At 69.6% G+C, this 24,685-nt stretch carries 20 protein-coding genes and 1 pseudogene; 10 read left to right on the forward strand and 11 right to left on the reverse strand.

Annotated elements, in window-relative coordinates; all coding sequences use genetic code 11:
• The first annotated feature begins 11 nt into the window (after positions 1-11).
• The gene (locus tag OQ968_RS15305) at positions 12-3,149 is read left to right on the forward strand and encodes a protein kinase domain-containing protein (RefSeq protein ID WP_324679295.1); all 3,138 of its coding nucleotides are present in this window, start codon (positions 12-14) and stop codon (positions 3,147-3,149) included.
• Positions 3,150-3,294: 145 nt separating this feature from the next.
• Here the strand turns inward: OQ968_RS15305 and OQ968_RS15310 are convergent, their stop codons facing one another.
• From OQ968_RS15310 to hsaA, 7 genes and pseudogenes are all read right to left on the reverse strand, one after another.
• Positions 3,295-3,711 (reverse strand): ArsI/CadI family heavy metal resistance metalloenzyme, encoded by a 417-nt coding sequence (locus OQ968_RS15310; protein WP_324679297.1) that lies wholly within the window; start codon positions 3,709-3,711, stop codon positions 3,295-3,297.
• Positions 3,712-3,734: 23 nt separating this feature from the next.
• Positions 3,735-5,236 (reverse strand): annotated as a pseudogene (arsB, locus tag OQ968_RS15315) (ACR3 family arsenite efflux transporter).
• Positions 5,233-5,601 carry a metalloregulator ArsR/SmtB family transcription factor gene (locus tag OQ968_RS15320; protein ID WP_324679299.1) on the reverse strand — a complete coding sequence of 123 codons (369 nt, stop codon included), beginning with the start codon at positions 5,599-5,601 and terminating at the stop codon, positions 5,233-5,235. Before OQ968_RS15320 ends, arsB begins: the two are co-directional and overlap by 4 nt.
• 183 nt (positions 5,602-5,784) lie before the next feature.
• Positions 5,785-6,348 (reverse strand): 3-hydroxy-9,10-secoandrosta-1,3,5(10)-triene-9,17-dione monooxygenase reductase subunit, encoded by a 564-nt coding sequence (gene hsaB / locus OQ968_RS15325; RefSeq protein WP_324679300.1) that lies wholly within the window; start codon positions 6,346-6,348, stop codon positions 5,785-5,787.
• A 2-nt stretch (positions 6,349-6,350) separates the two neighbouring features.
• Complete coding sequence (hsaC, locus tag OQ968_RS15330) at positions 6,351-7,265, reverse strand: iron-dependent extradiol dioxygenase HsaC (RefSeq protein WP_324679302.1); 915 nt, start codon at positions 7,263-7,265, stop codon at positions 6,351-6,353.
• On the reverse strand, positions 7,265-8,137 hold the full coding sequence (hsaD, locus tag OQ968_RS15335) for a 4,5:9,10-diseco-3-hydroxy-5,9,17-trioxoandrosta-1(10),2-diene-4-oate hydrolase (RefSeq protein ID WP_324679304.1): 873 nt from the start codon (positions 8,135-8,137) through the stop codon (positions 7,265-7,267). The genes hsaC and hsaD overlap by 1 nt, the downstream gene beginning before the upstream one ends.
• Complete coding sequence (hsaA, locus tag OQ968_RS15340; RefSeq protein ID WP_324679306.1) at positions 8,134-9,318, reverse strand: 3-hydroxy-9,10-secoandrosta-1,3,5(10)-triene-9,17-dione monooxygenase oxygenase subunit; 1,185 nt, start codon at positions 9,316-9,318, stop codon at positions 8,134-8,136. Before hsaA ends, hsaD begins: the two co-directional genes overlap by 4 nt.
• Positions 9,319-9,476: 158 nt before the next feature.
• Here hsaA and OQ968_RS15345 point away from each other — a divergent pair, with 158 nt between their 5' ends.
• Together OQ968_RS15345 and OQ968_RS15350 are read left to right on the forward strand one after the other, a co-directional pair.
• On the forward strand, positions 9,477-10,559 hold the full coding sequence (locus OQ968_RS15345; RefSeq protein WP_324679308.1) for a ferredoxin--NADP reductase: 1,083 nt from the start codon (positions 9,477-9,479) through the stop codon (positions 10,557-10,559).
• Positions 10,560-10,586: 27 nt separating this feature from the next.
• Complete coding sequence (locus OQ968_RS15350; protein ID WP_324679310.1) at positions 10,587-11,120, forward strand: hypothetical protein; 534 nt, start codon at positions 10,587-10,589, stop codon at positions 11,118-11,120.
• 58 nt (positions 11,121-11,178) lie between these two features.
• Here the strand turns inward: OQ968_RS15350 and OQ968_RS15355 are convergent, their stop codons facing one another.
• Both OQ968_RS15355 and OQ968_RS15360 read right to left on the reverse strand, forming a co-directional pair.
• Positions 11,179-12,039, reverse strand: coding sequence for a hypothetical protein (locus OQ968_RS15355; protein WP_324679312.1), 861 nt, complete (start codon positions 12,037-12,039; stop codon positions 11,179-11,181).
• 110 nt (positions 12,040-12,149) lie between these two features.
• A complete protein-coding gene (locus tag OQ968_RS15360) occupies positions 12,150-14,279 on the reverse strand; it encodes an acyl-CoA dehydrogenase (protein WP_324679314.1) in 2,130 nt (709 codons plus the stop codon).
• A gap of 283 nt (positions 14,280-14,562) precedes the next feature.
• On the opposite strand from OQ968_RS15360, the gene kstR reads away from it, so the two are divergent.
• Positions 14,563-15,162, forward strand: a complete 600-nt coding sequence (kstR, locus tag OQ968_RS15365) for a cholesterol catabolism transcriptional regulator KstR (protein WP_324679750.1) — start codon at positions 14,563-14,565, stop codon at positions 15,160-15,162.
• 6 nt (positions 15,163-15,168) lie between these two features.
• Here the strand turns inward: kstR and OQ968_RS15370 are convergent, their stop codons facing one another.
• Positions 15,169-16,248 (reverse strand): LacI family DNA-binding transcriptional regulator, encoded by a 1,080-nt coding sequence (locus OQ968_RS15370; protein WP_324679316.1) that lies wholly within the window; start codon positions 16,246-16,248, stop codon positions 15,169-15,171.
• Positions 16,249-16,365: 117 nt separating this feature from the next.
• Here OQ968_RS15370 and OQ968_RS15375 point away from each other — a divergent pair, with 117 nt between their 5' ends.
• Genes OQ968_RS15375 through OQ968_RS15400 form a run of 6 tightly spaced genes read left to right on the forward strand, consistent with a single transcriptional unit; the run spans position 16,366 to position 21,916 of the window.
• The gene (locus OQ968_RS15375; RefSeq protein ID WP_324679319.1) at positions 16,366-17,277 is read left to right on the forward strand and encodes a metal ABC transporter solute-binding protein, Zn/Mn family; all 912 of its coding nucleotides are present in this window, start codon (positions 16,366-16,368) and stop codon (positions 17,275-17,277) included.
• A complete protein-coding gene (locus tag OQ968_RS15380) occupies positions 17,274-18,101 on the forward strand; it encodes a metal ABC transporter ATP-binding protein (protein WP_324679321.1) in 828 nt (275 codons plus the stop codon). Before OQ968_RS15375 ends, OQ968_RS15380 begins: the two co-directional genes overlap by 4 nt.
• Positions 18,101-18,961 carry a metal ABC transporter permease gene (locus OQ968_RS15385; protein WP_324679323.1) on the forward strand — a complete coding sequence of 287 codons (861 nt, stop codon included), beginning with the start codon at positions 18,101-18,103 and terminating at the stop codon, positions 18,959-18,961. The genes OQ968_RS15380 and OQ968_RS15385 overlap by 1 nt, the downstream gene beginning before the upstream one ends.
• Positions 18,962-18,982: 21 nt before the next feature.
• Positions 18,983-19,741 (forward strand): 5-oxoprolinase subunit PxpA, encoded by a 759-nt coding sequence (locus tag OQ968_RS15390; RefSeq protein WP_324679325.1) that lies wholly within the window; start codon positions 18,983-18,985, stop codon positions 19,739-19,741.
• Positions 19,741-20,661: an MBL fold metallo-hydrolase gene (locus OQ968_RS15395; protein ID WP_324679327.1), complete on the forward strand. Its 921-nt coding sequence runs from the start codon at positions 19,741-19,743 to the stop codon at positions 20,659-20,661. The genes OQ968_RS15390 and OQ968_RS15395 overlap by 1 nt, the downstream gene beginning before the upstream one ends.
• 13 nt (positions 20,662-20,674) lie before the next feature.
• Positions 20,675-21,916 (forward strand): SLC13 family permease, encoded by a 1,242-nt coding sequence (locus OQ968_RS15400; protein ID WP_324679329.1) that lies wholly within the window; start codon positions 20,675-20,677, stop codon positions 21,914-21,916.
• Positions 21,917-21,927: 11 nt separating this feature from the next.
• Here OQ968_RS15400 and OQ968_RS15405 read toward each other — a convergent pair whose 3' ends face one another.
• On the reverse strand, positions 21,928-24,549 hold the full coding sequence (locus OQ968_RS15405) for a helix-turn-helix transcriptional regulator (protein WP_324679331.1): 2,622 nt from the start codon (positions 24,547-24,549) through the stop codon (positions 21,928-21,930).
• Between the last annotated feature and the right edge of the window lie 136 nt (positions 24,550-24,685).

The raw sequence follows: 24,685 nt of genomic DNA on the forward strand, positions 1-24,685 counted from the left end.
GCGGCTCAGAAATGGCTGAAGGACCCACCCCCGACGGTCCGGCGCCGGCACCGAGCGGGCTCGCGACGGAGTTGGCCGCCGCCGGATTCGAAGACGCGCGCCAGGTGGCCAGGGGCGGCGCCGGGGTGGTCTATTGCTGCTACGAGACGGCGCTGGGTCGAAACGTCGCGGTCAAGGTGTTGCCGTCGCATTTCGACCAGGACAGCAGGGAGCGCTTCCTGCGCGAGGGCTACGCGATGGGCGGGCTCTCGGGGCATCCGAACATCGTCAACATCCTGCGCGTCGGCGTGACCGAGAGCGGGCGGCCATACATCGTGATGCCCTACCACGCCGAGGATTCGCTGGCGGTCCGGCTGCGCCGCGAAGGCGCGATCCCGTGGCCCGAGGCATTGCGGATCGGCGTCAAGTTGTGCGGCGCGCTGGAAACCGCGCACAAGAGCGGCACTTTGCACCGCGACATCAAACCCGCCAACGTGCTCATCAACGACTACGGCGAGCCGCAACTGAGCGATTTCGGCATCGCCCACATCGAGGGCGGGTACGAAACGGCGACCGGGTTCTTCTCCGGCACAATCGACTACACCGCGCCGGAGGTGATGACCGGCAATCCGGCGACGGTCGCCTCCGACCTGTACTCCCTCGGTGCGACGATCTATGCGCTCATCGCCGGCAACGCCGCGCATGAACGCCGCAGCGGCGAGGACCTCATCGCGCAGTATCTGCGGATCAGCACGACGCGGGTCCCGGACATGCGTCCGGACGGGATCCCGGACGCGGTGTGCTCGGCGATCGAGCATGCGATGGCGATCGATCCGGCGGAGCGGCCGGCGTCGGCGGCGGAGTTCGGCCGCGAGTTGCAGGCGGCGCAGCGGCTCAACGGCCTGAAACCCGATTCGATGGCGATCACCAACGCCGGCGTCGATCCGGCGCGCGCGGTGGGCGTGCCAGCGGGCCCCGGTGCGACCCCGTCCGTCCCGCCCGGCGAGCACACCGCGGCGATGCCGCCGCCCGAACGGACCACGTCGACCATTCCGAAGCCGCCGGTTGCGGACAGCGCCCCGGCCACCACCAAGACGCCGAGTCGGCCCGCGCCCGCCGGCCGCGACGAGTTCTCCGAAGCGGCGATCAGGTTGCGCGGCGGCGGCATCGCGCCGCCCGGAAACGGCAGCCCGATCGGCCCGCCGGGCGGTCCCGGGCGGCCGACGTCTCCGGGCGCGCCCGGTGGGAAACCGCCGCTGACCGCGCGGGCCGCCGCCTGGTTCGGGGAGCCGGGAAAGAAGCGCAATCGCATTGCGCTGGTCGCCGGTGCCGCCGCGCTGGTGGCGCTGGTGGTGATCGCCGGGATCTTCTTCGCGCTTCCGAGCGACAAAGGCAATCGCGGCGGCACCGCGAGCCAGCCGACCACCCAGGCGCCGGTGGTGTGGAAACCGATCACGAACGCGCGCGTTTCGCGCGACGCCGCGGCGACCACCCAGGTCGACGGGACGATCTGGATCTTCGGCGGAATTCGCGCCGACGGCGCCCTCAGCGCGATGCAGGAGGGCTATGACCCCGTCATCGACAGCTGGAAGGGCGGCGACGATCTGCCGGTCCCGGTTCAGCGCGCGGCGGCGGTCAACTGGCAGGGAAATCCCGTCGTGCTGGGTGGTTTCAAGACGGTGGGCGGCAAAAACGTTGCGTCGGACCAGGTTTGGCGGGTGATCAACAGTCGCTGGGTGGAGATGCCGCACATGCTGCAGCCCAGGGCGGCGGCCGCCGCGGCCGTGGTGGGTGATCACCTCGTCGTCACCGGCGGTGTCGACGCGGGCGGCGCGCTGCTGAACACGACCGAGGTCTTCGACGGCAACTCGTGGAGCCTGGGCACGCCGCTGCCGACCCCGCGGCAGATGCTGGCCGCGGCATCGGACGGAAAGCTGGTCTACGCGGTCGGCGGCAGCAACGGCGGCTCGGACCTGGCGACCGTCGAGGCGTACGACCCGGCCGCGAAGACCTGGACGTCGCTGCCGGCGCTTCCCGAAGCACGCAGCGACCTCGGCGTGGCCATCGCCGACGGACGCCTGGTGGCGGTCGGGGGCGTGTCGTCGGGGCAGGTCCTCAAGACCGTTTCGGTGTTCGACCTGATGACCAAGGCGTGGGCGGGGCTGCCGGACATGACGACCGCGCGCCACGGCATGGCCGTCGCCGCGGTGGAGAAGGCCGTATACGCGATCGGCGGGTCCACCGCCGTCGGGGATGGCCAGCTGACCGCGTCGGCGGAGGTGCTGAAGCTGCCCGCGCGCAAGGTCCAGCCGGTTTCGCAGTGGCGGTCGCTGCCGGACGCACCCACCCCCAGGCTGATGATGGCGTGGGCCGTGCAGGGCGACAAGATCTGGATCGTGGGCGGCCTGCGCAACGGCGTCGCGCTGCAGACCGTCGAGAGCTACGACCCGCGCAGCGGCGCCTGGGAACCCGGGCCGCCACTGCCGATCCCGCTGCACCACGCGGCGGCGGCGACCTATCGCGGCGAGGTGGTAGTGCTCGGGGGCGCGAAAGAGAACCTCGCGGACGCGTCCAACAAGGTGTTCGCCCTGCGCGGCGGCAGCTGGGTGGAGCTGCCCAGCCTCACGCACGCCCGGGCGGCGCCGGCCGCCGCGGTCGTGGGCGACAAGCTCGTGGCCGTCGGCGGGCAGAACGCCAAGCAGCTCGTCCCGCAGACCGAGGTCTTCGACGGCAGTTCGTGGAAGGACGCCGCCGACATGCCGACGCCGCGCGAACACCTGGCGGCCGTGTCCGACGGCACCTACGTGTACACGCTCGGCGGCAGGTTCCTTTCGGCGGACAAGAACTCGGCGGCGCTCGAGCGGTTCGACCCCGGCTCGGGGACATGGACCAAGCTGGTGGGCATGCCGACGCCGCGGGGAAGCTACGGCGCCACCTACATCGACGGGCGCATCGTGGCCGTCGGCGGCGAGGAGCCGACGCGGGTGCTGAACGTGGCCGAGATGTACGACATCGCCGACGGGAAGTGGAGCACGCTGCCCCCGATGCCGACGGCGCGTCACGCCGAGGTCGTGGCGACGGTCGGCAACACCGTGTACTGCATCGGCGGCGCCAACCGTCCCACCCACGAGGGCCCCATCGCGACGGTGGAGGCGCTGGACTTCATGTAGGCGCTCGGGTGTGTTGCGGGTTCGGCTGTGAATCCTTGGCTTTGGGCGGGAATCGTGGGCGGAAAAATCGGCCGAAATCCCGCCGTGGGTTCACCGTGAAAGCCCTGTGTTCACACTCGATTTGCGGCGACGGCGGGTCGCGCGCCTAGGCCGTACAACAGGTTTCGCCGGGCTGGTCGGCGCACGAGCCGAAGGTGTCGGAGTCTGCGAAAACCGTGTAGACCTCCCAGCGTTCACCGCCCGGCGCGGTTACCCAGACCTTGTCCTGGGCGGCGAAGCAGCAGGTGGTGTTCAGCTGTTCCTCGGTGAACAAGCCTTCGTCGCCGAGCCGGGCGATCTCCTGGTGCACGGCGTCGCTCGTGGCGACTTCGACGCCGAGGTGGTTAAGGGTTCCGCCGTGGCCGGGGTTTTCTATCAGCACCAGCTTGAGCGGGGGTTCCGGCACCGCGAAGTTGGCGTACCCGGGCTTCACCTTGGCCGGCGCGGTGTCGAACAGCTTGGAGTAGAACGTGATCGCCTCGTCGAGGTCGTCGACGTTGAGGGCCAACTGGATACGTGACATGGTGATTCCTTTCCTTGGGTGCGCTAGGGAGTCAGTTCGGTGACGAGGGCCCGGACGCGGTCGGCGATCTCGTCGCGGATGGCGCGCACCGAGTCGAGCGGCCGGCCGGCGGGGTCGTCGAGGTTCCAGTCGCGATAGGAAACCCCCGCGAAGCTGGGGCAGGTGTCACCACAGCCCATGGTGATCACGACGTCGCTGGATCGCACCGCGTCGCCGGTGAGAACCCGGGGTCTGGCGGCGGTGATGTCGATGCCCAATTCGGCCATCGCCGAGACGGCCGCAGGGTTGATCCGCTCGGCGGGTTCGGTTCCGGCGGAACGGACTTCGATGCGGTCGCCCGCCAGATGCGTCAGCAGGGCGGCGGCCATCTGGGAGCGGCCGGCGTTATGGACGCACACGAACAGCACACGGGGCTTGCCAGCGGTCACGAGGGGCTCCATGAGAGTTCGGCGGTTCCGGGGAACAGGCGTGGGCGAAGGGCCAGCGAGACGTAGACCAGCGCGACGAGGACGGGAACCTCGATGAGGGGTCCCACGACGCCGGCCAGGGCTTGCCCGGAGGTGGCGCCGTAGGTGGCAATCGCCACCGCGATTGCCAGTTCGAAGTTGTTGCCCGCGGCGGTGAACGCCAGGGTGGCCGTGCGGGCATAGCCCAATCGCAACGAGACGCCGAGCGCGTACCCGCCGGCCCACATGATCGCGAAGTACCCCAGCAGCGGGATCGCGATGCGCGTGACATCCCATGGCCGAGCGGCGATCTGGTGGCCTTGCAGCGCGAACAGGATGACGATGGTGAACAACAGTCCGTAGAGCGCCCATGGACCGACGCGTGGCAGGAAGCGGGTCTCATACCAGTCACGGCCTTTGGCCCGCTCGCCGAACCGGCGCGACAGATATCCGGCCAGCAATGGAATGCCGAGGAAGACGAGCACCGATTTTGCGATCTGCCATGGGTGGACGTCGACGCCGGTCTGAGGCAGACCCAGCCAGTCGGGCAACACCGAGAGGTAGAACCAGCCCAGGATGGCGAAACAAGCGACCTGAAATATCGAATTCAGGGCGACCAGGACAGCCGCGGCTTCGCGGTCCCCGCACGCCAGGTCGTTCCAGATGATGACCATGGCGATGCAGCGAGCCAACCCGACGATGATCAGCCCGGTGCGGTACTCCGGCAGATCCGCGAGGAACAGCCAGGCCAATGCGAACATCACCGCCGGACCGACCAGCCAATTCAGCACCAGGGAGGACACCATGAGCTTGCGGTCGGCGGTGACATCCCCCAGACGGTCATAACGGACCTTGGCGAGCACCGGGTACATCATCACCAGCAGACCCACCGCGATCGGCAACGAGACACCGTCCACGCCAACCGCACTCAACGCCGATCCGAGGCCGGGAACGAGACGGCCCAGTAGCAGACCGGCGACCATCGCCACCCCGATCCACACCGGAAGCAGCCGGTCCAGTGTCGACAGCCGGGCGCCCACCCCGTGCGGGGCCCCGGCCGGAGCCCGCAGCTGGGTCATTGGCCGCACCCTTGGGCTGTCTCAACCAGACGGTCCTCACCGTGAAGCACCGACGAAAGCTGCTGCAGCGCTTGGTGAATCACCCAGTAGTAGACCCAGGTGCCCCGCCTCTCACAGTCCAGCAGGCCGGTGGAGCGCAGCAATTTGAGGTGGTGGGAGATCGTCGGCTGGGACAGGTCGAACGTCGACGAGATCTCGCACACGCATGCCTGCCCGCCGGGGTGGCTGGCGATCAGGCTCAACAGCCGCAGCCGCACCGGATCGCCCAGGGCCTTGAACATCGCCGCCAGCTCGACGGCCTGCGGCTCGCCCAGGGCGGCCGCCCCCAGTGCCGGGCAACATTCCAGGGCCGCTTGATTCGACATCCATCTATATAAACACCTATCGAATCAGTGCGCAAGCGTCTCGTCGCCGAAAATCCTCCAAAGCGCACGCGTTTTGCGCGCTTGTTTGATATATGTCAAATACGGGCACCTCGTGGAGACGGGTCCCCACCCGGTGGCCCGCCCCCTCAGCGGGCCACCGGGAGCCCCGCCAAGCGCCATACGTCAGAGCCAGGTGTCCTGGGTGGTGGTGGTGAGGAACGCCTCCAGGTCGTCGCGCCACTGGGCCGGCGTGGTCTTGTCCGGTTCGATCCCGGTGTAGTCGCCGCGGTAGAACAGCAGCGGCCGCGGCTTGATCTTGGGCGCCTCCGACAGCGACTGCACGGCGCCGAAAACCACGAAGTGATCGCCGCCGTCGTGCACCGATGCGACGGTGCAGTCGATGTAGGCCAGCGAGCCGTCGATGATCGGCGAACCGAGTTCGGAAGGGTGCCAGTCGATTCCGGCGAACTTGTCCGGCTCCTTCGAGCCGAACCGCGCGGAGACGTCCTTCTGCTTTTCGGTCAGCACGTTGACACAGAACCGCCCGGTCGCCTCGATGGCCTTCCAGGACCGCGACACCTTCGTCGGGCAGAACAGCACCAGCGGCGGGTCCAGCGACAGCGCCGCGAACGACTGGCACGCGAAGCCGACCGGCACGTCGTCGTGCATGGTGGTGATGATGGTGATCCCGGTGCAGAACTGACCCAGCACCTGCCGGAAGGCCCGCGGATCGATCGGCGCCGACATGGCTACCCGCGCATGCCCACGGTGAAGTCGTGGCCCCACAGGCTCACCGCGGTGCTTTCCCGGGCGATCCAATCGTGGTCGTCGACTTTCCTGCCCTCGCAACCGAATTCGACATCGAACCCGCCCGGTGTCTTCATGTAGAACGACAGCATCAGGTCGTTGACGTGGCGGCCCAGCGTCGCCGACATGGGCACCTTGCGGCGCAACGCCCGGTCCAGACAGAGGCCCACGTCGTCGGCCTGCTCGACTTCGACCATCAGGTGCACGATCCCGCTCGGCGTCGGCAACGGCAGGAAGGCCAGGCTGTGGTGGCGCGGGTTGCAGCCGAAGAAGCGCAGCCAGGCCGGCGCGCCGTCGGCGGGCCGGCCGACCACCTGCGGCGGCATCCGCATCGAGTCACGCAGCTTGAACCCGAGCACGTCCCGGTAGAAGTGCAGGGCCTCGGCGTCGTCGCGGGTGGTCAGCACGACGTGGCCCAGGCCCTGTTCGCCGGTGACGAACTTGTGGCCGTACGGGCTGACGACGCGGCGGTGTTCCAGCGCGGCGCCGTGGAAGACGGCCAGCGGGTTGCCGGAGGGGTCGGAGAACTGGATCATCTCGTCCACCCGCCGCTCCGCCAGGTCTGCGGCGGTGGCCTCCTTGTAGGGGGTGCCCTCCACATCGAGTCGGTTGCGGATCTCTTGCAGCCCTTCGGCATTCGCGCATTCCCAACCGGCCTCGGCGAGCCGGTCCTGCTCGCCGGGCACGATCACCAGCCGGGCCGGGAAATCGTCCATCCGCAGATACAGTGTTCCTTCTGGCGCGCCTTGCGCCGCGCCTTTGCCCTCGACCATGCCGAGGACCTTCAGCCCGTAGTCGCGCCAGGCCGCCATGTCGGTGGCCTCGATGCGCAGGTAGCCCAGGGACCGGATACTCATCACGCACCTCCCAGGAAATCGATGGTGAGCCTGTTGAACTCGTCGAACTTCTCCACCTGCGCCCAATGCCCACATTGCCCGAAGACATGCAGTTGCGCACGGGGAATGGTCTTCAGCGCGACCAGCGCGCCGTCCAGCGGGTTGACCCGGTCCTCGCGCCCCCAGATCAGCAGCACCGGCTGACGTAGCCGGTACACCTCGCGCCACATCATGCCGAGCTCGAAGTCGGCCCCGGAAAACGACATTCCCATCGCCCGGGTCGCCGTCAGCGATTCCGGCGTGCTGGCCAGGGCGAAACGCTCGTCGACCAGCTCCGGGGTGATCAGCTTCTGGTCGTAGACCATCACGCGCAGGAACGCCTCGAGGTTCTCGCGGGTGGGTTCGACAGAGAACTTGCCCAGGCGCTTCACGCCCTCGGTCGGGTCGGGCGAAAACAGGTTGACGCTGAGCCCGCCGGGGCCCATCAGCACCAGGCGCCCGGCCAGATCCGGGTAGTCGAGTGCGAACCGCACCGCCGTTCCCCCGCCCAGTGAGTTGCCCACCAGCGGAACGCGTCCCAGGGCCAGCTGGTCGAAGAGGCCCTTGAGCGCCCTGGCGGCATACCGATTGAACTGCCCGTGCTCCGCGCGCTTGTCGGAGTGGCCGTAGCCGGGCTGATCGACGGCGAGCACGTGGAACCGCCGCGCCAGCACCGGAATGTTGCGCGAGAAGTTCGTCCAGCTCGCCGCGCCGGGGCCGCCGCCGTGTAGCAGCACCACCGTTTGGTCGTTGCCGACCCCCGCCTCGTGGTAGTGCAGCCTCAGCGGGCCGTCGACGTTGACCTCGGCGAAGCGCGACGTGGACTCGAAAGTGAGCTCTTCGGTAGCCGTCATACCATCGTGTCGCCGGGCGGCAGCCCGAACTCATGGTTCCCGAAGATCACGTACGCGCGCTCGGGGTCGTTGGCGGCGTGCACCCGTCCGGCGTGCGCGTCGCGCCAGAAGCGTTGCACCGGCTGGTCATTGGCCAGCGCGGTGGCACCGGAGGCCTCGAACAGCCGGTCGATCGCGGCGATCGAGCGGCCGGTGGCGCGCACCTGGTCGCGGCGGGCGCGGGCGCGCAACGCGAACCGGATCTCCTTGCCCGCCGCCAGCAACGCGTACTCGTCGCCGACATTGCCGATCAGCTGCCGCCATGCCGCGTCGATGTCGCTGGCCGCCTCGGCGATGCGGACCTTGGCGAACGGGTCGTCCTTGGCCTTCTCGCCGGCGAACGCCGCGCGCACCCGCTTGCCCTGGTGCTCGACGTGCGCGTCGTACGCGCCGTAGGCCATGCCCACGATCGGGGCCGAGATGGTGGTGGGATGCATTGTGCCCCAAGGCATTTTGTAGACCGGGGCGGTGTTGGTCTGATATCCCCCGGCGGTGCCGTCGTTCATGGCCTTGTAGGACAGGAACCGGTGCCGGGGCACGAACACGTCCTTGACCACCAGCGTGTTGCTGCCGGTGCCGCGCAGGCCGACCACGTGCCAGACGTCGTCGATGCGGTACTCCGAGCGCGGGATCAGGAAGCTGCCGAAGTCCACCGGGCGGCCGTCCTTGATGACCGGGCCGCCGACGAACGTCCACGTGGCGTGGTCACAGCCCGACGACCAGTTCCACGAGCCGTTGACCAGGTAGCCGCCGTCGGTCACGACGCCCGCCCCCATCGGGGCATACGACGACGAGACCCGCGTATTGGGGTCCTCGCCCCACACCTCTTCCTGGGCCCGCTGGTCGAACAGCGCCAGGTGCCAGTTGTGCACCCCGACGATCGAGCTCACCCAGCCGGTCGAGCCGCAGGCGCTGGCCAGGCGGCGGACGGCCTCGTAGAACAGCGTGGGGTCGCACTGCAGGCCGCCCCACTGCTCGGGCTGCAGCAGGGTGAAGAAGCCGACGTCCTCGAGCGCCTGAACGGTCTCGTCGGGCAGCCGGCGCAAATCCTCCGTCGCCTGAGCGCGCTTGCGAATCTGCGGAAGCAGATCATCGATGCCAGCCAGGATCGACTGGGCATCACGCTGTTGAATGGAAGTCACTTACGTTTGCCTCCTGGGCCGGAACTGCGCAGCGGATTTACACAGAAGACTAGAACACGTTCCGATTTGTGTCGAGCAGGGTATTCCTGCGGCTGGTAGCGGTACCAATCTGGTTTTCTGTAACATGTTCTAGTTGCCATGAAAGGAAGGGCGGGTCTTTGACGGAAGCGATTCCCGACGAGCCACTCGGCGACCACGTCCTCGAACTGCAGATCGCCGAGGTCGTCGCCGAAACCGACGACGCGCGGTCGTTGGTGTTCGCGGTGCCGGACGCCGCCGGCGAACCCGGCATCCCGCCGGAGCGGCTGCGGTACGCGCCGGGCCAGTTCCTCACGTTGCGGGTGCCCAGCGATCGCACCGGATCGGTGGCGCGGTGCTACTCGTTGTGCAGCTCGCCGTTCACAGATGATGCCCTCACGGTCACGGTGAAACGGACCGTGGACGGATACGCGTCGAACTGGCTGTGCGACCACGCGCACAAGGGCATGCGGATCCATGTGCTGGCGCCGTCGGGCAACTTCGTGCCCAAGACGCTGGACGGCGACTTCCTGTTGATGGCCGCCGGCAGCGGGATCACCCCGATCATGTCGATCTGCAAGTCGGCGCTGTCCGAGGGCGGCGGGCAGGTGACCCTGCTCTACGCCAACCGCGACGACCGCTCGGTGATCTTCGGCGACGCGCTGCGCGAGCTGTCCGCCAAGTACCCCGACCGGCTCACGGTGCTGCACTGGCTGGAGTCGCTGCAGGGGTTGCCCAGCGCGACCGCGCTGGCGAAACTGGCCGGCCCCTACACCGACCGTCCCGTCTACATCTGCGGGCCCGGCCCCTTCATGGATGCGTCGCGCGAGGCGCTGGAAACGCTGAAAGTGCCTGCGCCCCAAGTGCATATCGAGGTGTTCAAGTCGCTGGAGTCCGATCCGTTCGCGGCGGTCAAGATCGAGGACAGCGCCGAGGGTGACGAGCCGCCGGCCACCGCCATCGTCGAGCTGGACGGCGAGACCCACACCGTGTCCTGGCCGCGCAACGCCAAGCTGCTCGACGTGTTGCTCGCCAAGGGCCTGGACGCGCCGTTCTCCTGCCGGGAGGGCCACTGCGGCGCATGCGCCTGCACGCTGCGCGGCGGCAAGGTGAGCATGGAGGTCAACGACGTGCTGGAGCAGCAGGATCTCGACGAGGGCCTGATCTTGGCCTGTCAATCTCACCCGGAATCTGATTCGGTAGAAGTGACCTACGACGAGTAGGGTCAGCGAACCGGGAAGGGGAGCGCGATGATGCGGCTGGTGACGGGATTTGCGGTCGTCGGGTCCATGCTGGTGTTCCTGTCCGCGCCGATCTCCTCGGGCGCCAGCAACACCTCCACCACCCTGTTCCCGCTGGACGGCCCCAACCAGCTCGAGACGCACATGACCCTCGAATGCTTCAAGTCCGGCGGCTTCTGCAACTTCACCGCCGGCGCCGACATGCGCACACCCGACGGCGTGACGGGCTTCCCGCACGACCTGTGGGCCCGCCAGACCACCGAGATCCGGTCGTCGAACCGGCTGGCCTACCTGGACGCGCATGCCAACGGCCAGTACGAGCGGGTGCACAAGTCGATGGGCAACGACGAGATCACTACCGTCTACTTCGGTGAGGGGCCGCCGGACAAATACCAGACGACCGGGCGCATCGACTCCACCGATTGGCAGACCGGACAGCCCAAGACCGACATCAACGTGATCACCTGCACCCACATCCAGGTGGTCTACAGCGGGGTCAACATCACCTCGCCCAGCACCTGCGCGCAGACGACGTTCTCGTAGCTGTGGTTTCGCCGAGCCTGTAAATCTGCAGCCAAAGTGCGAGTAAGGGCCTGCGGGATTACAGGCTCGACGAATCGGGTCGCCAACCTCTCGCGAGCAGCGCCCGCCTGACGCGCTCGATGACATCGGCGGGCTTGTCCTCGGCGATCACGCGAATCACAATCCAGCCCATTTCCGCGAGCTTTCGTAGTCGCCACTGGTCCTTTACGTACTGACGCCGATCGCTGCGGTGCTGGTCGCCGTCGTACTCGACGGCCACGCCGAACTCGCGCCAGCCCATGTCGAGCATGGCCAGGGCGCGGTAGCCGTCGACCACCGGTATTTGGGTGGTCGGGGCAGGCAAGCCGGCGTCGATGAGCAGTAGCCGCAACCAGGTTTCCTTCGGCGAGGCGGCACCGCCGTCGACAAGGCGCAATACCGAGCGCAGCTTCCGTACCCCACGGGCACCGGGGTATTTATCGGCGAGCAGCAGCACATCCTTCGTCGAAAACGGCGTCGCCCTCATCAGCGCGTCGAGCCGCGCGATGGCTTGCCCGCGCGGCAGATGCCGGGCCAAGTCGTACGCCGTCCGCGTGGGAGTGGTGACCGGCAATCCCGCGACGCGGGTGGCTTCATCGCCGGCCAGCAGCTGCTCACGCGCAATGATCCCCCTCGGCGGCCGCGTGCTCGACCAGATCAACTCGATGGGGATGTCGGCGTCGACCCAACGGGCGCCATGCAACGCGGAAGCCGCGACACCCGCCACGATCGCCCGGCGGCGCGACCACAACCATGCGCCTTCGGTCCTGGCCCGCAGCGAAAGTTGTTGACCCCGTGCGGCATACACGCCCGGGAAGATCGGCTCGTACCAACGACGCACTTCGTGCCGCGTCACTTCCGCGCTTGCGATCGCTTCACCGCCGATAAACACCACCCGCATGCCCGCATGGTGACATCGGCGTCCGACAGTTCGCCGAGCCTGCAAATCTGCAGGCAAAGTGCGAGTAGGGGCCGCCAAGATTACAGGCTCGGCGAACGGGAGAGGGCCGACTAGCGCGGCAGGCCCAGCAGGCGCTCGGCGGCCACCGTGAGCAGGATCTGCTCGGTGCCGCCGGCGATCGTCAGGCAGCGGGTGTTGAGGAAGTCGAAGACCGCCTGGTTGTGGACCAGGCCGCCGCCCTCGGAGACGTCCATCGCGAATTCGGCCAGCGCCTGTCGGTAGCGCACACCGATCAGCTTGCGCACGCTGGACTGCGCGCCGGGGTCCTGGCCGCCTACCGCGAGCTGCGCGATGCGCTGGTCCAGCAAAGCGCCGGTTTGGGCGGCGACGATCAGCCTGCCCAGCCGGTCTTGCAGGGACACGTCGAGGTCGATCTCGGCCAGGACCTTGAGCAGCTCCTCCATCGGGTTGCCCAGCGCGGTGCCGGTGGCCATCGCGATCCGCTCGTTGGCCAGCGTGGTGCGGGCCAGCCGCCAGCCGTCGTTCACCGTGCCGACCACCATCTCGTCGGGCACGAACACGTTGTCCAGGAACACCTCGTTGAACAGCGAGTCGCCGGTGATCTCGCGCAGCGGGCGGATCTCGATGCCCGGCGATTTCATGTCCACCAGGAAGTAGGTGATGCCCTTGTGTTTGGGGGCGTCCGGATCGGTGCGCGCCAGGCACACGCCCCACCGTGCCTTGTGCGCCGCGGACGTCCAGACCTTCTGCCCCGTCAACTGCCAGCCGCCGTCGGTCCGCACCGCCTTGGTACGCAGCGACGCCAGGTCGGAGCCGGCCCCCGGCTCGGAAAACAGTTGGCACCAAAGGAATTCGCCGCGCAGGGTGGCCGGCACGAAGCGCTCGATCTGCTCCGGCGTGCCGTGCTCCAGGATGGTCGGCGCCGCCCACCAACCGATCACCAGGTCCGGCCGCACCACACCGGCCGCCGCCAGCTCCTGATCGATCAGCAGCTGCTCGGCCGGTGACGCGGCGCGCCCGTACGGCGGTGGCCAGTGCGGCGCCTGCAGCCCCGCATCGGCCAGGGCCGCCTGGCGTTGGTCCTCGGGCAGGGCGGCGATCTCGGCGACGGCCGCGGCGATCTCCGGCCGCACGCCCTCGACCTCGGTGAGGTCGATACCCAGGCGGCGCCGCACGCCCGACTGGGTCAGCTCGGTGATGCGGCGCAACCAGCGCTCGGCCCCGCCGAGGAAGCGGCCGATGCCGTGCGCCCGGCGCAGGTAGAGATGCGCGTCGTGCTCCCAGGTGCAGCCGATGCCGCCGAGCACCTGAATGCAATCCTTGACGTTCGCCTTCGCCGCAGCGATGCCGGTGCTCGCGGCCAGCGCCGCGGCGATCGAGAACTGAGCCGGGTCGGAATCCGCCGCGGCGCGGGCGGCGTCGGCCGCGACCACCTCCGCCTGTTCGGCGCGGCAGAGCATCTCGGCGCACAGGTGCTTGACGGCCTGGAAGCTGCCGATCGGCTTGCCGAACTGCTCGCGCACCTTGGCATAGGCGACCGCGGTGTCCAGGGACCAGCGGGTCACGCCGGCCGCCTCGGCGGCCAGGACGGTCGCGGCGAGTTCGGTGACCCGCTCCGGCGACGCGTCGATCGCGGTGGCCGGCGCCGACGTCAGCACCACCCGCGCCAGCGGCCGGGAGAAGTCGGTGGCCCGCAACGGCTCCACCCGCACGCCGTCGCCCTCGGTGTCCACCAGCGCCCACGTCCCGTCGGCGGGCAGCAGCAGCAGGCCGCCGTCGGCGGCCCCCAGCACCAGATCGACTGAGCCCGAGGCCGTCTCGCCGTCGAACTCCACGCAGCCCTCGAGCGCGACACCGGCGAAGCGCTCACCGGAGGCCAGCGCGGCCAGCGTTTCGGGATCGGCGCCGGCCTCGGAGACGACGAGCGTGGCCAGCGCCGTGGTCGCGACCGGCCCGGGGACCAGCGCCTTGGCCGCTTCCTCGACCATCGCGCACAGGTCCTCGATGCTGCCGCCGGCCCCACCGGAGTCCTCGGCAACTGCCACGCCGAACAGCCCCAGCTCGGCCAGGCCCGCGAACACCGGCCGCCAGGCGTCGGCGTCGCCCTGCTCGACTTCGCGGATCGCCTTGGTCCCGTTGGGCCCCGACGACGCGTCGCGCGCCCAATCGCGCACCAACGCACGCGCCGCGAACTGTTCGTCGGTGACGGTCGCTACCACGTGCGTCCTCCGCGTCCTTGATTCGAGGTGATAAAAGGGGGGCCCGCGCCCACTAGAACGTGTTCTAATAGTGCCAGCGATCGAGCGTCAAGTCGAACGCCATTACAGCAGGACAGGTCCTGGAAAGGGCCGCAGTCCCGGCGGGATGGAGGTGGGAAATTCGCAATCGGCTTGCGTATCGTTTGCGAACGAACCGCCCGGAAGAGGGGGAATCCGCCAGATGTCGCCAGCGAACACCAACCTGGGCCGCGTCTCCGACTCGCAGCCGCGCGAGGTCATAAACGTGGCGGTATTGGCCGAATCCGAGCTGGGCTCGGAGGCACAGCGGGAGCGCCGCAAGCGCATCCTGGACGCCACCATGGCGATCGCGTCCAAGGGCGGCTACGAGGCGGTTCAGATGCGCGCCGTGGCGGACCGGGCCGACGTGGCCGTTGGCACGCTGTACCGCTACTTCCCGTCGAAGGTGCACCTGCTGGTGTCGGCGCTGGGCCGGGAGTTCAGCCGCATCGACGCCAAGACCGATCGCTCCGCGGTGGCCGGCGGCACCCCGTTTCAGCGGCTGAAATTCATGGTCGACAAGCTCAACCGCGCGATGCAGCGCAATCCGCTGCTCACCGAGGCGATGACGCGCGCCTACGTCTTCGCCGATGCGTCGGCGGCCAGCGAGGTCGACCAGGTCGAGAAGATCATCGATTCGATGTTCGCGCGCGCGATGGCCGACGGTGAGCCGACCGAGGAGCAGTACCACATCGCCCGGGTGCTCTCGAACGTGTGGACGTCGAACCTGCTGGCCTGGCTCACCCGGCGGGCCTCGGCGACCGACGTCACCAAGCGGCTGGACCTGGCGGTGCGGTTGTTGATCGGCCACCAGGAAGAGTCCTGAGCGGTCCTAGGCCGGCGGGCCGGCGGTGCGCCCGCGAACCAGCTCGGTGTCCAACAGCTCGACGACCGGCAGGCCCGAGCGCGGCGGGTTCAGCAGCAGTTCGCCCGCGCGGCGGCCCTTTTGCAGGCTCGGCTGGGCCACCGTCGTCAGCCCGCGGCTGATCGCCTCGGGCACGCCGTCGAACCCGGTGACGGTCATCTGCCCCGGCACGTAAATGCCATGTGCGCGAAGGTAGTCCATGGCCGACAGCGCCAGGATGTCCGCGGTGCACATCAGCGCGGTGATCCGCGGATTGGCCTCCAGCGCCGCCTTGGCCGCATCGCCACCCGACTCCGGAAGGTGCTCGTAGCTTTCCACCACGATCAGCGAGTCCGGGTCCAACCCCGCGGCTTTCATCGCCTCCCACACACCGGCGATGCGCTCGCGCTGCACGTCGAACGCCGGCGACCGCAGCCGCTCGGCGTCGGCCAGGCCCTGCCGGCGGTCCCGGCCCAGCCGCATGGTCAGCAACCCGATCTCGCGATGCCCCAGCCCCAGCACGTGGTCGGTGAGCTCGCGCATCGCCGCCCGGTCGTCGATGCCGACCCGGGAAACCCCGGTCAGGTCCTTGGGCTGATCCACCACCACGACGGGCAGCCGGCGCTGCAGCACCACCTGAAGGTAGGGATCGTCGTCGCAGACCGAATAGACCACGAAGCCGTCCACCCCGGCGCCCAGCACCGCGGCGGTCCCGTCCTGCAGGCTTCGGCCGGGCCCGACGGCCACCAGCAGCAGCCCCTGCCCCAACTCCTCGCAGGATTGCGCCACTCCCGCAACGAAATCCCGCGCCGCCGGGTCGCTGAAGAAATAGGTCAGCGGCTCGGCCATCACCAACCCGACGGCCCCGGCCTTGCGGGTCCGCAACGATCGCGCCACCGGGTCGGGTCCGGCATACCCGAGCCGCTTGGCCGTCGCGAGCACCCGTTCCCGCAGCTCGGCCGACAGCTGATCCGGGCGGTTGAAGGCATTCGAGACGGTGGTGCGCGAGACCTTGAGTTCGGCCGCCAACGACGCCAGAGTCGCACGCCGGCGGGGTGTGGGACTCACGTTCGGTGACGCTACAGCCGATGCGCGCTCGCGGGTACGCGGCTTCGATTCCCCATTTCCTAATGGAAACGATTGTCATTAGTATTAGGACGCACAATCGACACACATGGGACACGAATGGCACTGGTAAATCCGATGCGGTGGCTGTCGGCCGCGGTCGCCTGCCTGGTGACCTCGGCCGCGCTCACCGGCTGCGGCATCGCCAGCTCGGCGCACCCGCGGGCGGCCACCGTGGTGGCGTCCACCGACGTGTGGGGCAGCGTGGCGCGGGCCGTCGTCGGGCGCCACGTCTCCGTCAAATCCATCCTGAGCGGCGCGGACGAGGATCCGCACTCCTATCAGGCCAGCCCGTCGGACGCCGCCGCGATGATCGACGCCGCCCTCGTCGTCTACAACGGCGGCGGCTACGACCCGTGGGTGGACCAGGTGCTGGCGGAGCATCCGTCGGTCAAACCGATTGACGCCTACTCGTTCCTGGGTCGCGCGAACCCCGGCGAGCGGCCCAACGAGCATGTCTTCTACGACCTGGACGTGGCCAAATCGGTCGCCTCGGCGATCGCCGACCGCATGGCGGCCATCGACCCCGCCAATGCCGCGGACTACCGGGCCAACGCGGCCGAATTCTGCCGCGGCGCCGACTCGATCGCCATCTCCGAACACGCCATCGCCGGCGCGTACCCCAACGCCGGAGTCATCACGACCGAACCCGTCGTGGACTACCTGCTTCAGGCCTCCGGCCTGGTCAACCGCACCCCCGCCGCCTTCACCGCCGCCAACGAGAACGAGACCGATCCCGCGCCGGCCGACATGGCCTCCGTCCTCGACCTGATCAACCACCGCCGGGTTTTGGCGCTGCTGGTCAACCCGCAGACGTCCACCGCCGCCATCGGCGGGCTCGAGGACGCGGCCCGGCGCGCGGGCGTGCCGGTGACCGAGGTGACCGAGACGCTGCCCGACGGCACCGACTACCTGACCTGGCAGCGCAACACGGTCAAGGGCCTGCTCGCCGCCCTGCGGTCGAACCGGTGAGCGTCCAACCGGTTCAGGCCGTCGAGAATCCCCCGCACGCGGTCTCGCTCACCGGTGCGCGGCTGGCCTTCGGCGATCGCGTGCTGTGGGACCACCTCGACCTGTCGGTGTCGCCCGGCGAGTTCGTCGCGGTGCTGGGCCCCAACGGCAGCGGGAAGACGTCGTTGCTCAAGGTCCTGCTCGGGCAGCTGCCGCTGAGCGCCGGCGTCGCGCTGGTGGACGGCAGGCCGATCACGGCCGGCAGCGGGAACATCGGCTACGTGCCGCAACACCGGCCGATCGACCGGGACGTGATGCTGCGCGGGCGCGACCTGGTTCGGCTCGGCATCGACGGAGGCCACTGGGGTGGCGCGCCGCTGCGGTCCGCCGACCGGGCCCGTCGGCGCGCCGCCATGTGGCGGGCGCTGCGCGAGGTCAACGGCGAACACCTGGCGAACGTCCGGGTCGGCGTGATGTCGGGAGGCGAGCTGCAGCGCGTGCGCATCGCCCAGGCGCTGGTCGGCGACCCGATGCTGCTGCTGTGCGACGAACCGCTGCTGACCCTGGACCCCGCGAACACCAGGCTGGCCGCGGCGCTGATCGATCGGCGCCGCCGAGACGCCGGCACGACCGTCATCGTCGTCACGCACGAGGTCAACCCCATCCTGCCGTACGTGGACAGGGTGCTGTATCTGGTCGACGGGCGGTTCCGGATCGGCACCGTCGAGCAGGTGATGACCAGCGAGACGCTGTCGTCGCTGTATCGCGCCGAGATCGAGGTGGTCAGGGTCAAGGACGGCTACGCGGTGGTTGGCGAGCCGGTGCGCGGCGACGGGCCCGGGTGATGAACCACCGGCTCGCCGACATGCTGCACCATCTGTTCGCCTTCGACGTCACGGCCCACCTGCTCTCCCACGACTTCGTCCAGCAGGCGCTGCTGGCGGCCGCGCTGCTGGGGCTGGTGGCCGGGCTGATCGGGCCGTTCATCGTGATGCGGCAGATGTCGTTCGCCGTGCACGGATCCAGCGAATTGTCTTTGACCGGAGCGGCTTTCGCGCTGCTGGCCGGTTTCGAGGTGGGCCTGGGCGCGCTGATCGGCAGCGCCCTGGCCGCGGCGCTGTTCGGCCTACTCGGCCAGCGGGCCCGGGAGCGCGATTCGGTGACCGGGGTGGTGCTGGCGTTCGGACTGGGCCTGGCGGTGCTGTTCATCCACCTCTACCCCGGGCGCACGGCGACCAGTTTCGCGTTGCTGACGGGCCAGATCGTCGGGGTGGGCTACAGCGGGCTGGCCATGCTCGCGCTCGTTTGCCTGCTCGTCGTCGCCGTGCTGGCGACGTGCTACCGCCCGCTGTTGTTCGCCACCGTCGATCCCGACGTCGCGGCCGCGCGCGGCGTCCCGGTTCGCGCGCTGGGCATCGTGTTCGCCGCGCTGGTCGGCGTGGTCGCCGCGCAGGCCGTGCAGATCGTCGGGGCGCTGCTGGTGATGTCGTTGCTGATCACGCCGGCGGCCGCGGCGGCCAGGGTGGTCGCCTCGCCGGCGGCGGCGATGGTGGCCTCGGTGGCGTTCGCCGAGGTCGCCGCCGTCGGGGGCATCGTGCTCTCGCTGGCGCCCGGTGTCCCGGTGTCGGTTTTCGTCGCCACCATCTCGTTCGTGATCTACCTGTTCTGCTGGCTGCTGGGGCGGCGCCGCGAGGCCACCACTTAACGTCACCCATAAGCTAGGCGGGTGGCCGGTATCGACCTCAACGCCGACTTGGGCGAGGGCTTCGGCGTCTGGCGCCTCGGTGACGACGACGCGATGCTCGGGATCGTCACGAGCGCCAACGTGGCGTGCGGGTTCCACGCCGGGGATCCCGCGGGGCTGCTGCGGGTGTGCCGCTCGGCCGCCGAGCGCGGCGTGCGGATCGGGGCGCAGGTGAGCTACCGGGATCTGGCCGGCTTCGGCAGGCGCTACATCGACGTGGCCGCCGAGGACCTCGTCGGCGACGTCGTCTACCAGATCGGCGCGTTGCAGGCGATCGCGCGGGCGTCGGGCTCGTCGGTGTCCTACGTGAAACCCCATGGCGCGCTGTACAACACGATTGTCACCAACCGTGAGCAGGGCGCCGCCGTCGCGGAGGCGGTGCGCCTGGTGGACCCCACGCTGCCGGTGCTGGGCATGGCGGGCTCGGCGTTTTTCGGCGAGGCCACCCGCCTCGGGTTGCGCACCGTGGCAGAGGCGTTCGCCGATCGCGCGTATCGGCCGGACGGCCGGTTGGTGTCCCGTCGCGAACCGGGCGCGGTGCTGCACGACGCGGCGGCGATCGCCGAGCGCGTCGTGACCATGGTGACCTCGGGACGGGTCACCGCGATCGACGGTGCCGATATTCCCGTGAGCGTGGAATCCGTTTGCGTGCATGGTGATTCGCCCGGTGCGGTGCAGATCGCCGCCGCGGTGCGCGACGGGCTCGCCGCGACCGGCATCGACATCAGGTCGTTCTGCTGATGCGACTCAAGCCCGGCCGCCCCGACATCGCGCGCTATTCGGACCGGTTCGACGTGCCCGCCGCCGGGCCCGACGCGCCCGTTTCGGTGACGTGGATGGGCGTGGCGACGCTGCTGCTCGACGACGGGTCGTGCGCGCTGATTACCGACGGCTACTTCTCCCGTCCCAGCCTGGCGCGGGTCGCGGCCGGCAAGCTGTCCCCGTCACCGGCGCGCGTGGACGGCTGCCTTGCCCGGGCCAAGGTGTCGCGGCTGGAGGCCGTCATCCCGGTGCACACCCACGTCGACCACGCGATGGATTCCGCTCTGGTCGCCGACCGCACCGGCGCGCGGCTGGTCGGGGGCGAGTCGGCGGCCAACGTCGGGCGCGGATACGGGCTGTCCGAGGATCGCCTCGTCGTCGCGGTCAGCGGCGAGCCGATCCGCCTGGGCACCTACGAGGTGGCGCTGGTGGAGTCGAATCACTGTCCGCCCGACCGGTTTCCGGGTGTGATCGACGCACCCTTGACGCCGCCGGTGAAGGTGTCGGCCTACCGGTGCGGCGAGGCATGGTCGACGCTGGTGCATCACCTGCCGTCGGGGCAGCGGCTGCTGATCCAGGGCAGCGCCGGGTTCGTCGAGGGCGCGCTGGCCGGGCACCGCGCCGACGCCGTTTACCTGTCCGTCGGTCAGCTGGGCGTGCAGCCGCGCTCATACCTGCTCGACTACTGGGCGGAGACCGTGCGCGCGGTCGGCGCGCGGCGGGTGGTGCTCATCCACTGGGACGACTTCTTCCGCCCATTGTCAAAGCCGTTGCGGGCCTTGCCCTATGCGGGCGACGACCTGAACGTGTCGATCCGAACCCTGGACGAACTGGCCGCACGGGACGGTGTCGCGCTGCACATGCCGACGGTGTGGCGGCGCGAGAACCCCTGGGCGTGAAGCGGTTCAGACGTTGGCACTTACCGCTGCGCTGTTGCTGCTTGCCGTTGTTCTCGGGTTCGCCGTCGCGCGCCCGCGCGGCTGGCCGGAGGCGATGGCGGCGGTTCCGGCTGCCCTCATCCTGATAGGCATCGGCGCGATCCCGGTGCACCAGGCGGCGCGGCAGGTCGCCGATCTGTCGGGGGTGGTCGCATTCCTGGGCGCCGTGCTGGTGCTGGCCAAGCTGTGCGACGACGAGGGCCTCTTCGAAGCCGCGGGCGCCGCGATCGCGCGGGTACCCGCCGGATCGCACGGCCTGCTGCGGCGAGTGTTCGTCATCGCCGCCGCCATCACCGCCGTCCTCAGCCTGGACGCCACGGTGGTGTTGCTGACCCCGGTGGTGCTGGCCGCGGTCCGGCGGCTGCGAACGCCGGTGCGTCCGTACGCGTATGCCACGGCGCATCTGGCGAACGGCGCCTCGCTGCTGCTTCCGGTGTCGAACCTGACCAACCTGCTGGCGTTCCACCAGGCGAACGTCTCCTTCGCCAAGTTCACCCTGGTGATGGCCGTGCCGTGGCTGGCCACGGTGGCCGCGCTGTACGGGGTCTTCCGCTGGTTCTTCGCCGGGGACCTGCGCGTGGCGCCGCATCCCGACCAACTCGCGCCGCCGCCGCGGCCACCGGTGTTCGTCTTGGTGGTCGTGGGTCTGACGTTGGCCGGTTTCGCGCTTTCCGAATCGGTTGGAGTGGCCCCCGCCTGGGTGGCGCTGGCCGGCGCCTCGGTGCTGGCGGTGCGCAGCCTGGGCCGGCGGCACACATCGGCGTCCGAGATTGTGCGCTCCGCGCAGGCGTCGTTCCTGGTGTTCGTGCTGGCGCTGGGCGTGGTGGTGCGCGCGGTCACGCTGAACGGGATGGGCACCGCGATGTCCGCGGTGCTGCCGTCGGGTTCGGGGCTGCCCGCGTTGCTCGGTATCGCCGCGGTGGCCGCGGTGCTGGCCAATGTCGTCAACAACCTGCCCGCGACGCTGGTGTTGCTGCCGCTGGTCGCCCCCGGCGGCCCGGTGGCCATCCTGGCGGTGTTGATCGGGGTCAACATCGGGCCCAACCTGACCTACGTCGGATCACTGTCGAACCTGTTGTGGCGCAGGGTGTTACGACTGCACGGCGTCGAGGCCGGCGTCGGCGAGTACACCCGGCTGGGACTGTGCACCGTGCCCACCGCCCTGGTGGTGGCGGTGGTTGCCCTGTGGGCGTCGGCGCGGCTGCTGGGCGTTTAGGCGCACGGGCCTTACCCGACTTGCCCCGGCCCCGATCGAATGATCGACGCCAGTTCGCCGCGCGACTGGGCGCCCACCCGCTGGCAGGCCCGGTAGACATGGCCCTCCACGGTGCGCACCGACATCACCAGCTTCTCGGCGATCTCGCGGTTGGACAGGCCCGCCACCACGAGTTCGACGACGTCGCGCTGGCGACCCAACAACTTCAGCCCCGCCGGGGTCCGCAGCGCCGGCGTGCACAAACCACCGCGGTCGTCGGCCAGTTCCCTGGCCAGTGCGGCGGCATACAGTCCACGCTTGTGTCGCTGGCTTTCGGTGAACGCGACGGACGCCTGCGCCGCCGCGTCGGCGGCCGCGGCGCGATCGCCGATGCGCCGGTACGCGGCGGAGGCCGCCAGCAGCCCCTCGCCGTCGCCGGCCAGCAGGGCCTCCGCATGCGTGGCAACGGCATCGGCCAGCGGCAGCGACAACGCGTCGGCCAGCTCCCGCGCCCGCGCGGCCTGCGAGGCATCGCCCCATTGCGCCGCGGCCTGAAGGCAGGCCAGCTCGTAGGTGGACTGGCCGCGGTCGCGGGCGATCAGGGCCGCCTGTAGCGCGCTTGCCACCGCCTCGCTCAACCGCCCGCTCGCCGCCATCGCCCACCCGTCGGCCAGCGACAGGGCGGTCTGCATGAACAGAAATTCGGCCGGCACACACGACCGGGCCTCGGCCACCGCATCATTGGCTTCGGCCGGCTGCCCGAGCTTGGCGTGCGCCTCGGCCAAGGCAAAGTAGCTCGCCGGGCGCAAACCCGTAGTGACGGAGTGCATTTGAACCCCGGCAAGCGCTTCGTGCACCAGCCGGGCCGCTTCGGCGGCCGCGCCGCGAACCAGGTTGGCGTTCCCCAGCAGGAGGGCCAGGTTCGCGTAGGCGAGGCCGGGGATGTCGCGGGACGAGTCGGCCAGTTGCTCCGCGGCCCTGACGAATTCGTCGATACGCCCGGTCAACCGGCAGGCGCGGCCGTACACGGCGCCGAACCAGAACCGCATGTGGGACGCCTGAAAGGATGTCGTCGCGCGCCGCAGCTCCTGCTCGGCCACGCCAGCGAGGTCATCGACCTGCCCCAGCGCGCCCATGGCCATGATCAACGCGAGCGAGGCCATCATCGCGTGGAAGTCCGGCAGGTCAACCGAATCCAATGCGGCCCGGGCCTTTTCGGCCGCCGGTTCGCAGCGTGCGAGCACCGCGTCCACGCAGGCCTGCACCGCCAACCGCTCCGCCACCTGCGTCGGGGTCTCTCCGGCCCCGGCAAGCCCGTCGAGGATCGCCGACGCCTCCCGGGGTTTGCCGAGCATCCACACCAGGTTGGCCGCCCGCACGGTGGCCCAGTGGTGGCCGTCGGGCAGATCGGCTTCGGCCATGTCGCGCAGCGCCGCCTCGGCCTGCTCGCCGCGCCCGAGCAACACCAGGTTCATCGCCCGCACACCGGCCGCCCCGGGCGCCCCGGCTTGCGCGGCGCCGGTGGCGAAGCGGTCGGCCAGGTCCAGATCGAGCAGCGTCATGGCGTGGCGCGCCGATTCGAGATACAGCTCGGGGTCGGGATCGAGGTCGGACTCGAGGCGGAGCAGCGCCCGACGCACGGTGGCCTGCATGTCGGCGTCGCCGTCTTGGGCCAGCCGCGTCGCCAACCTGCCCCTGATCGTCGCCAGATGCAACTCGCCGGCGCTCGCGCGGCGAAGCTCACCGAACAGCGGGTGAGCCAGCCGGGCCATCAACCCGCCGCGGGTGCGTTCGACGCTCACCAGGCCCAGTCTCTCGGCGGCAGTCAGATCGCAGCGGGGCACCAAGTCGCACAGCACCTCGACGGCCAGCGGCTCGCATTGCGACAGCATGTCGACCACCGTCGCCACCGGCGGGTCGAGCCGACCCATCTGACGCCCCACCGTGTCGGACAGGCTCGCCGAGACCGCGACGTCGCCGTCCCACATCCACACGCCGGCCGATTGCCGCATCCGCCCCGCCGCAACCTGGTCGGCCAGCAACTGACGAAGGAACAGCGTGTTCCCGCCGGTCAACTTCCGGAACCGGGCCGCGGTGCGGGCGTCGACCGGACCGCCCAGCGTCGTCTCGATCACCTCGCGAGTCGCCGCGGCGGAAAGCGGTTCGAGATCAAGGCGAACCAGCAGCCCGTCCTTCCACAACGCCGTCACCGCATCGGGCGCCTCGCTACCGGTGCGCACCGTGACCAACAGCCGCGCCCCGCCCGACTGCGCCAGCTCGTGCACGACAAGGGCGGACAACCCGTCGAGCAGGTGGGCATCATCGATCCCCACCACGACCCGGCCCCTGCGTTGTCGCGCTACGAACGAGTTGATGACGCGCCGCACATTGGTCAGCGGGTCCGACATCGCCTCGCCCAGCAAGCCGATGAACGCCCCCAGCGGCAAACCACGCGCCGATTCCGTACCGACGATCCATTGGGTGCGCTCGCCCGAGGCTTCGGCGCACCGCAACGCTTCGCGGGCCAACCATGTCTTGCCCACTCCCGCGGCGCCGGCGATCACCGCGCCGGAGTGGTTGCCAGCCCTGTTCAGGGCGCGGCGAATGGTCTCCAATTCAGCCTTGCGCCCGGTCAGCGGCTCAGCGCCGATCACGCGGCGACTATAACCGTGCGCCCGCGTCCAGCGGGTGGATTTGTCGACGTTTCGCTGCGGCGGTGTGTAGTCCGCCCGACAAAGTGACGTACCCGACTACCCTATCGACGCCCACCGTGCCGCGTGAGCATGGCTT

Source organism: Mycobacterium sp. 663a-19 (assembly GCF_035616495.1).
In the GTDB taxonomy this organism is placed as follows: domain Bacteria; phylum Actinomycetota; class Actinomycetes; order Mycobacteriales; family Mycobacteriaceae; genus Mycobacterium.

Coding starts and splice junctions, on each gene's coding strand:
- hsaD (WP_324679304.1), bottom strand. CDS start 8,137: ATGACGGCTACCGAAGAGCTCACTTTCGAGTCCACGTCGCGCTTCGCC.
- OQ968_RS15320 (WP_324679299.1), bottom strand. CDS start 5,601: ATGTCGAATCAAGCGGCCCTGGAATGTTGCCCGGCACTGGGGGCGGCC.
- OQ968_RS15385 (WP_324679323.1), top strand. CDS start 18,101: ATGAACCACCGGCTCGCCGACATGCTGCACCATCTGTTCGCCTTCGAC.
- hsaB (WP_324679300.1), bottom strand. CDS start 6,348: ATGTCGGCGCCGATCGATCCGCGGGCCTTCCGGCAGGTGCTGGGTCAG.
- OQ968_RS15305 (WP_324679295.1), top strand. CDS start 12: ATGGCTGAAGGACCCACCCCCGACGGTCCGGCGCCGGCACCGAGCGGG.
- OQ968_RS15395 (WP_324679327.1), top strand. CDS start 19,741: ATGCGACTCAAGCCCGGCCGCCCCGACATCGCGCGCTATTCGGACCGG.
- OQ968_RS15355 (WP_324679312.1), bottom strand. CDS start 12,039: ATGCGGGTGGTGTTTATCGGCGGTGAAGCGATCGCAAGCGCGGAAGTG.
- hsaC (WP_324679302.1), bottom strand. CDS start 7,265: ATGAGTATCCGGTCCCTGGGCTACCTGCGCATCGAGGCCACCGACATG.
- OQ968_RS15350 (WP_324679310.1), top strand. CDS start 10,587: ATGATGCGGCTGGTGACGGGATTTGCGGTCGTCGGGTCCATGCTGGTG.
- OQ968_RS15375 (WP_324679319.1), top strand. CDS start 16,366: ATGGCACTGGTAAATCCGATGCGGTGGCTGTCGGCCGCGGTCGCCTGC.
- OQ968_RS15310 (WP_324679297.1), bottom strand. CDS start 3,711: ATGTCACGTATCCAGTTGGCCCTCAACGTCGACGACCTCGACGAGGCG.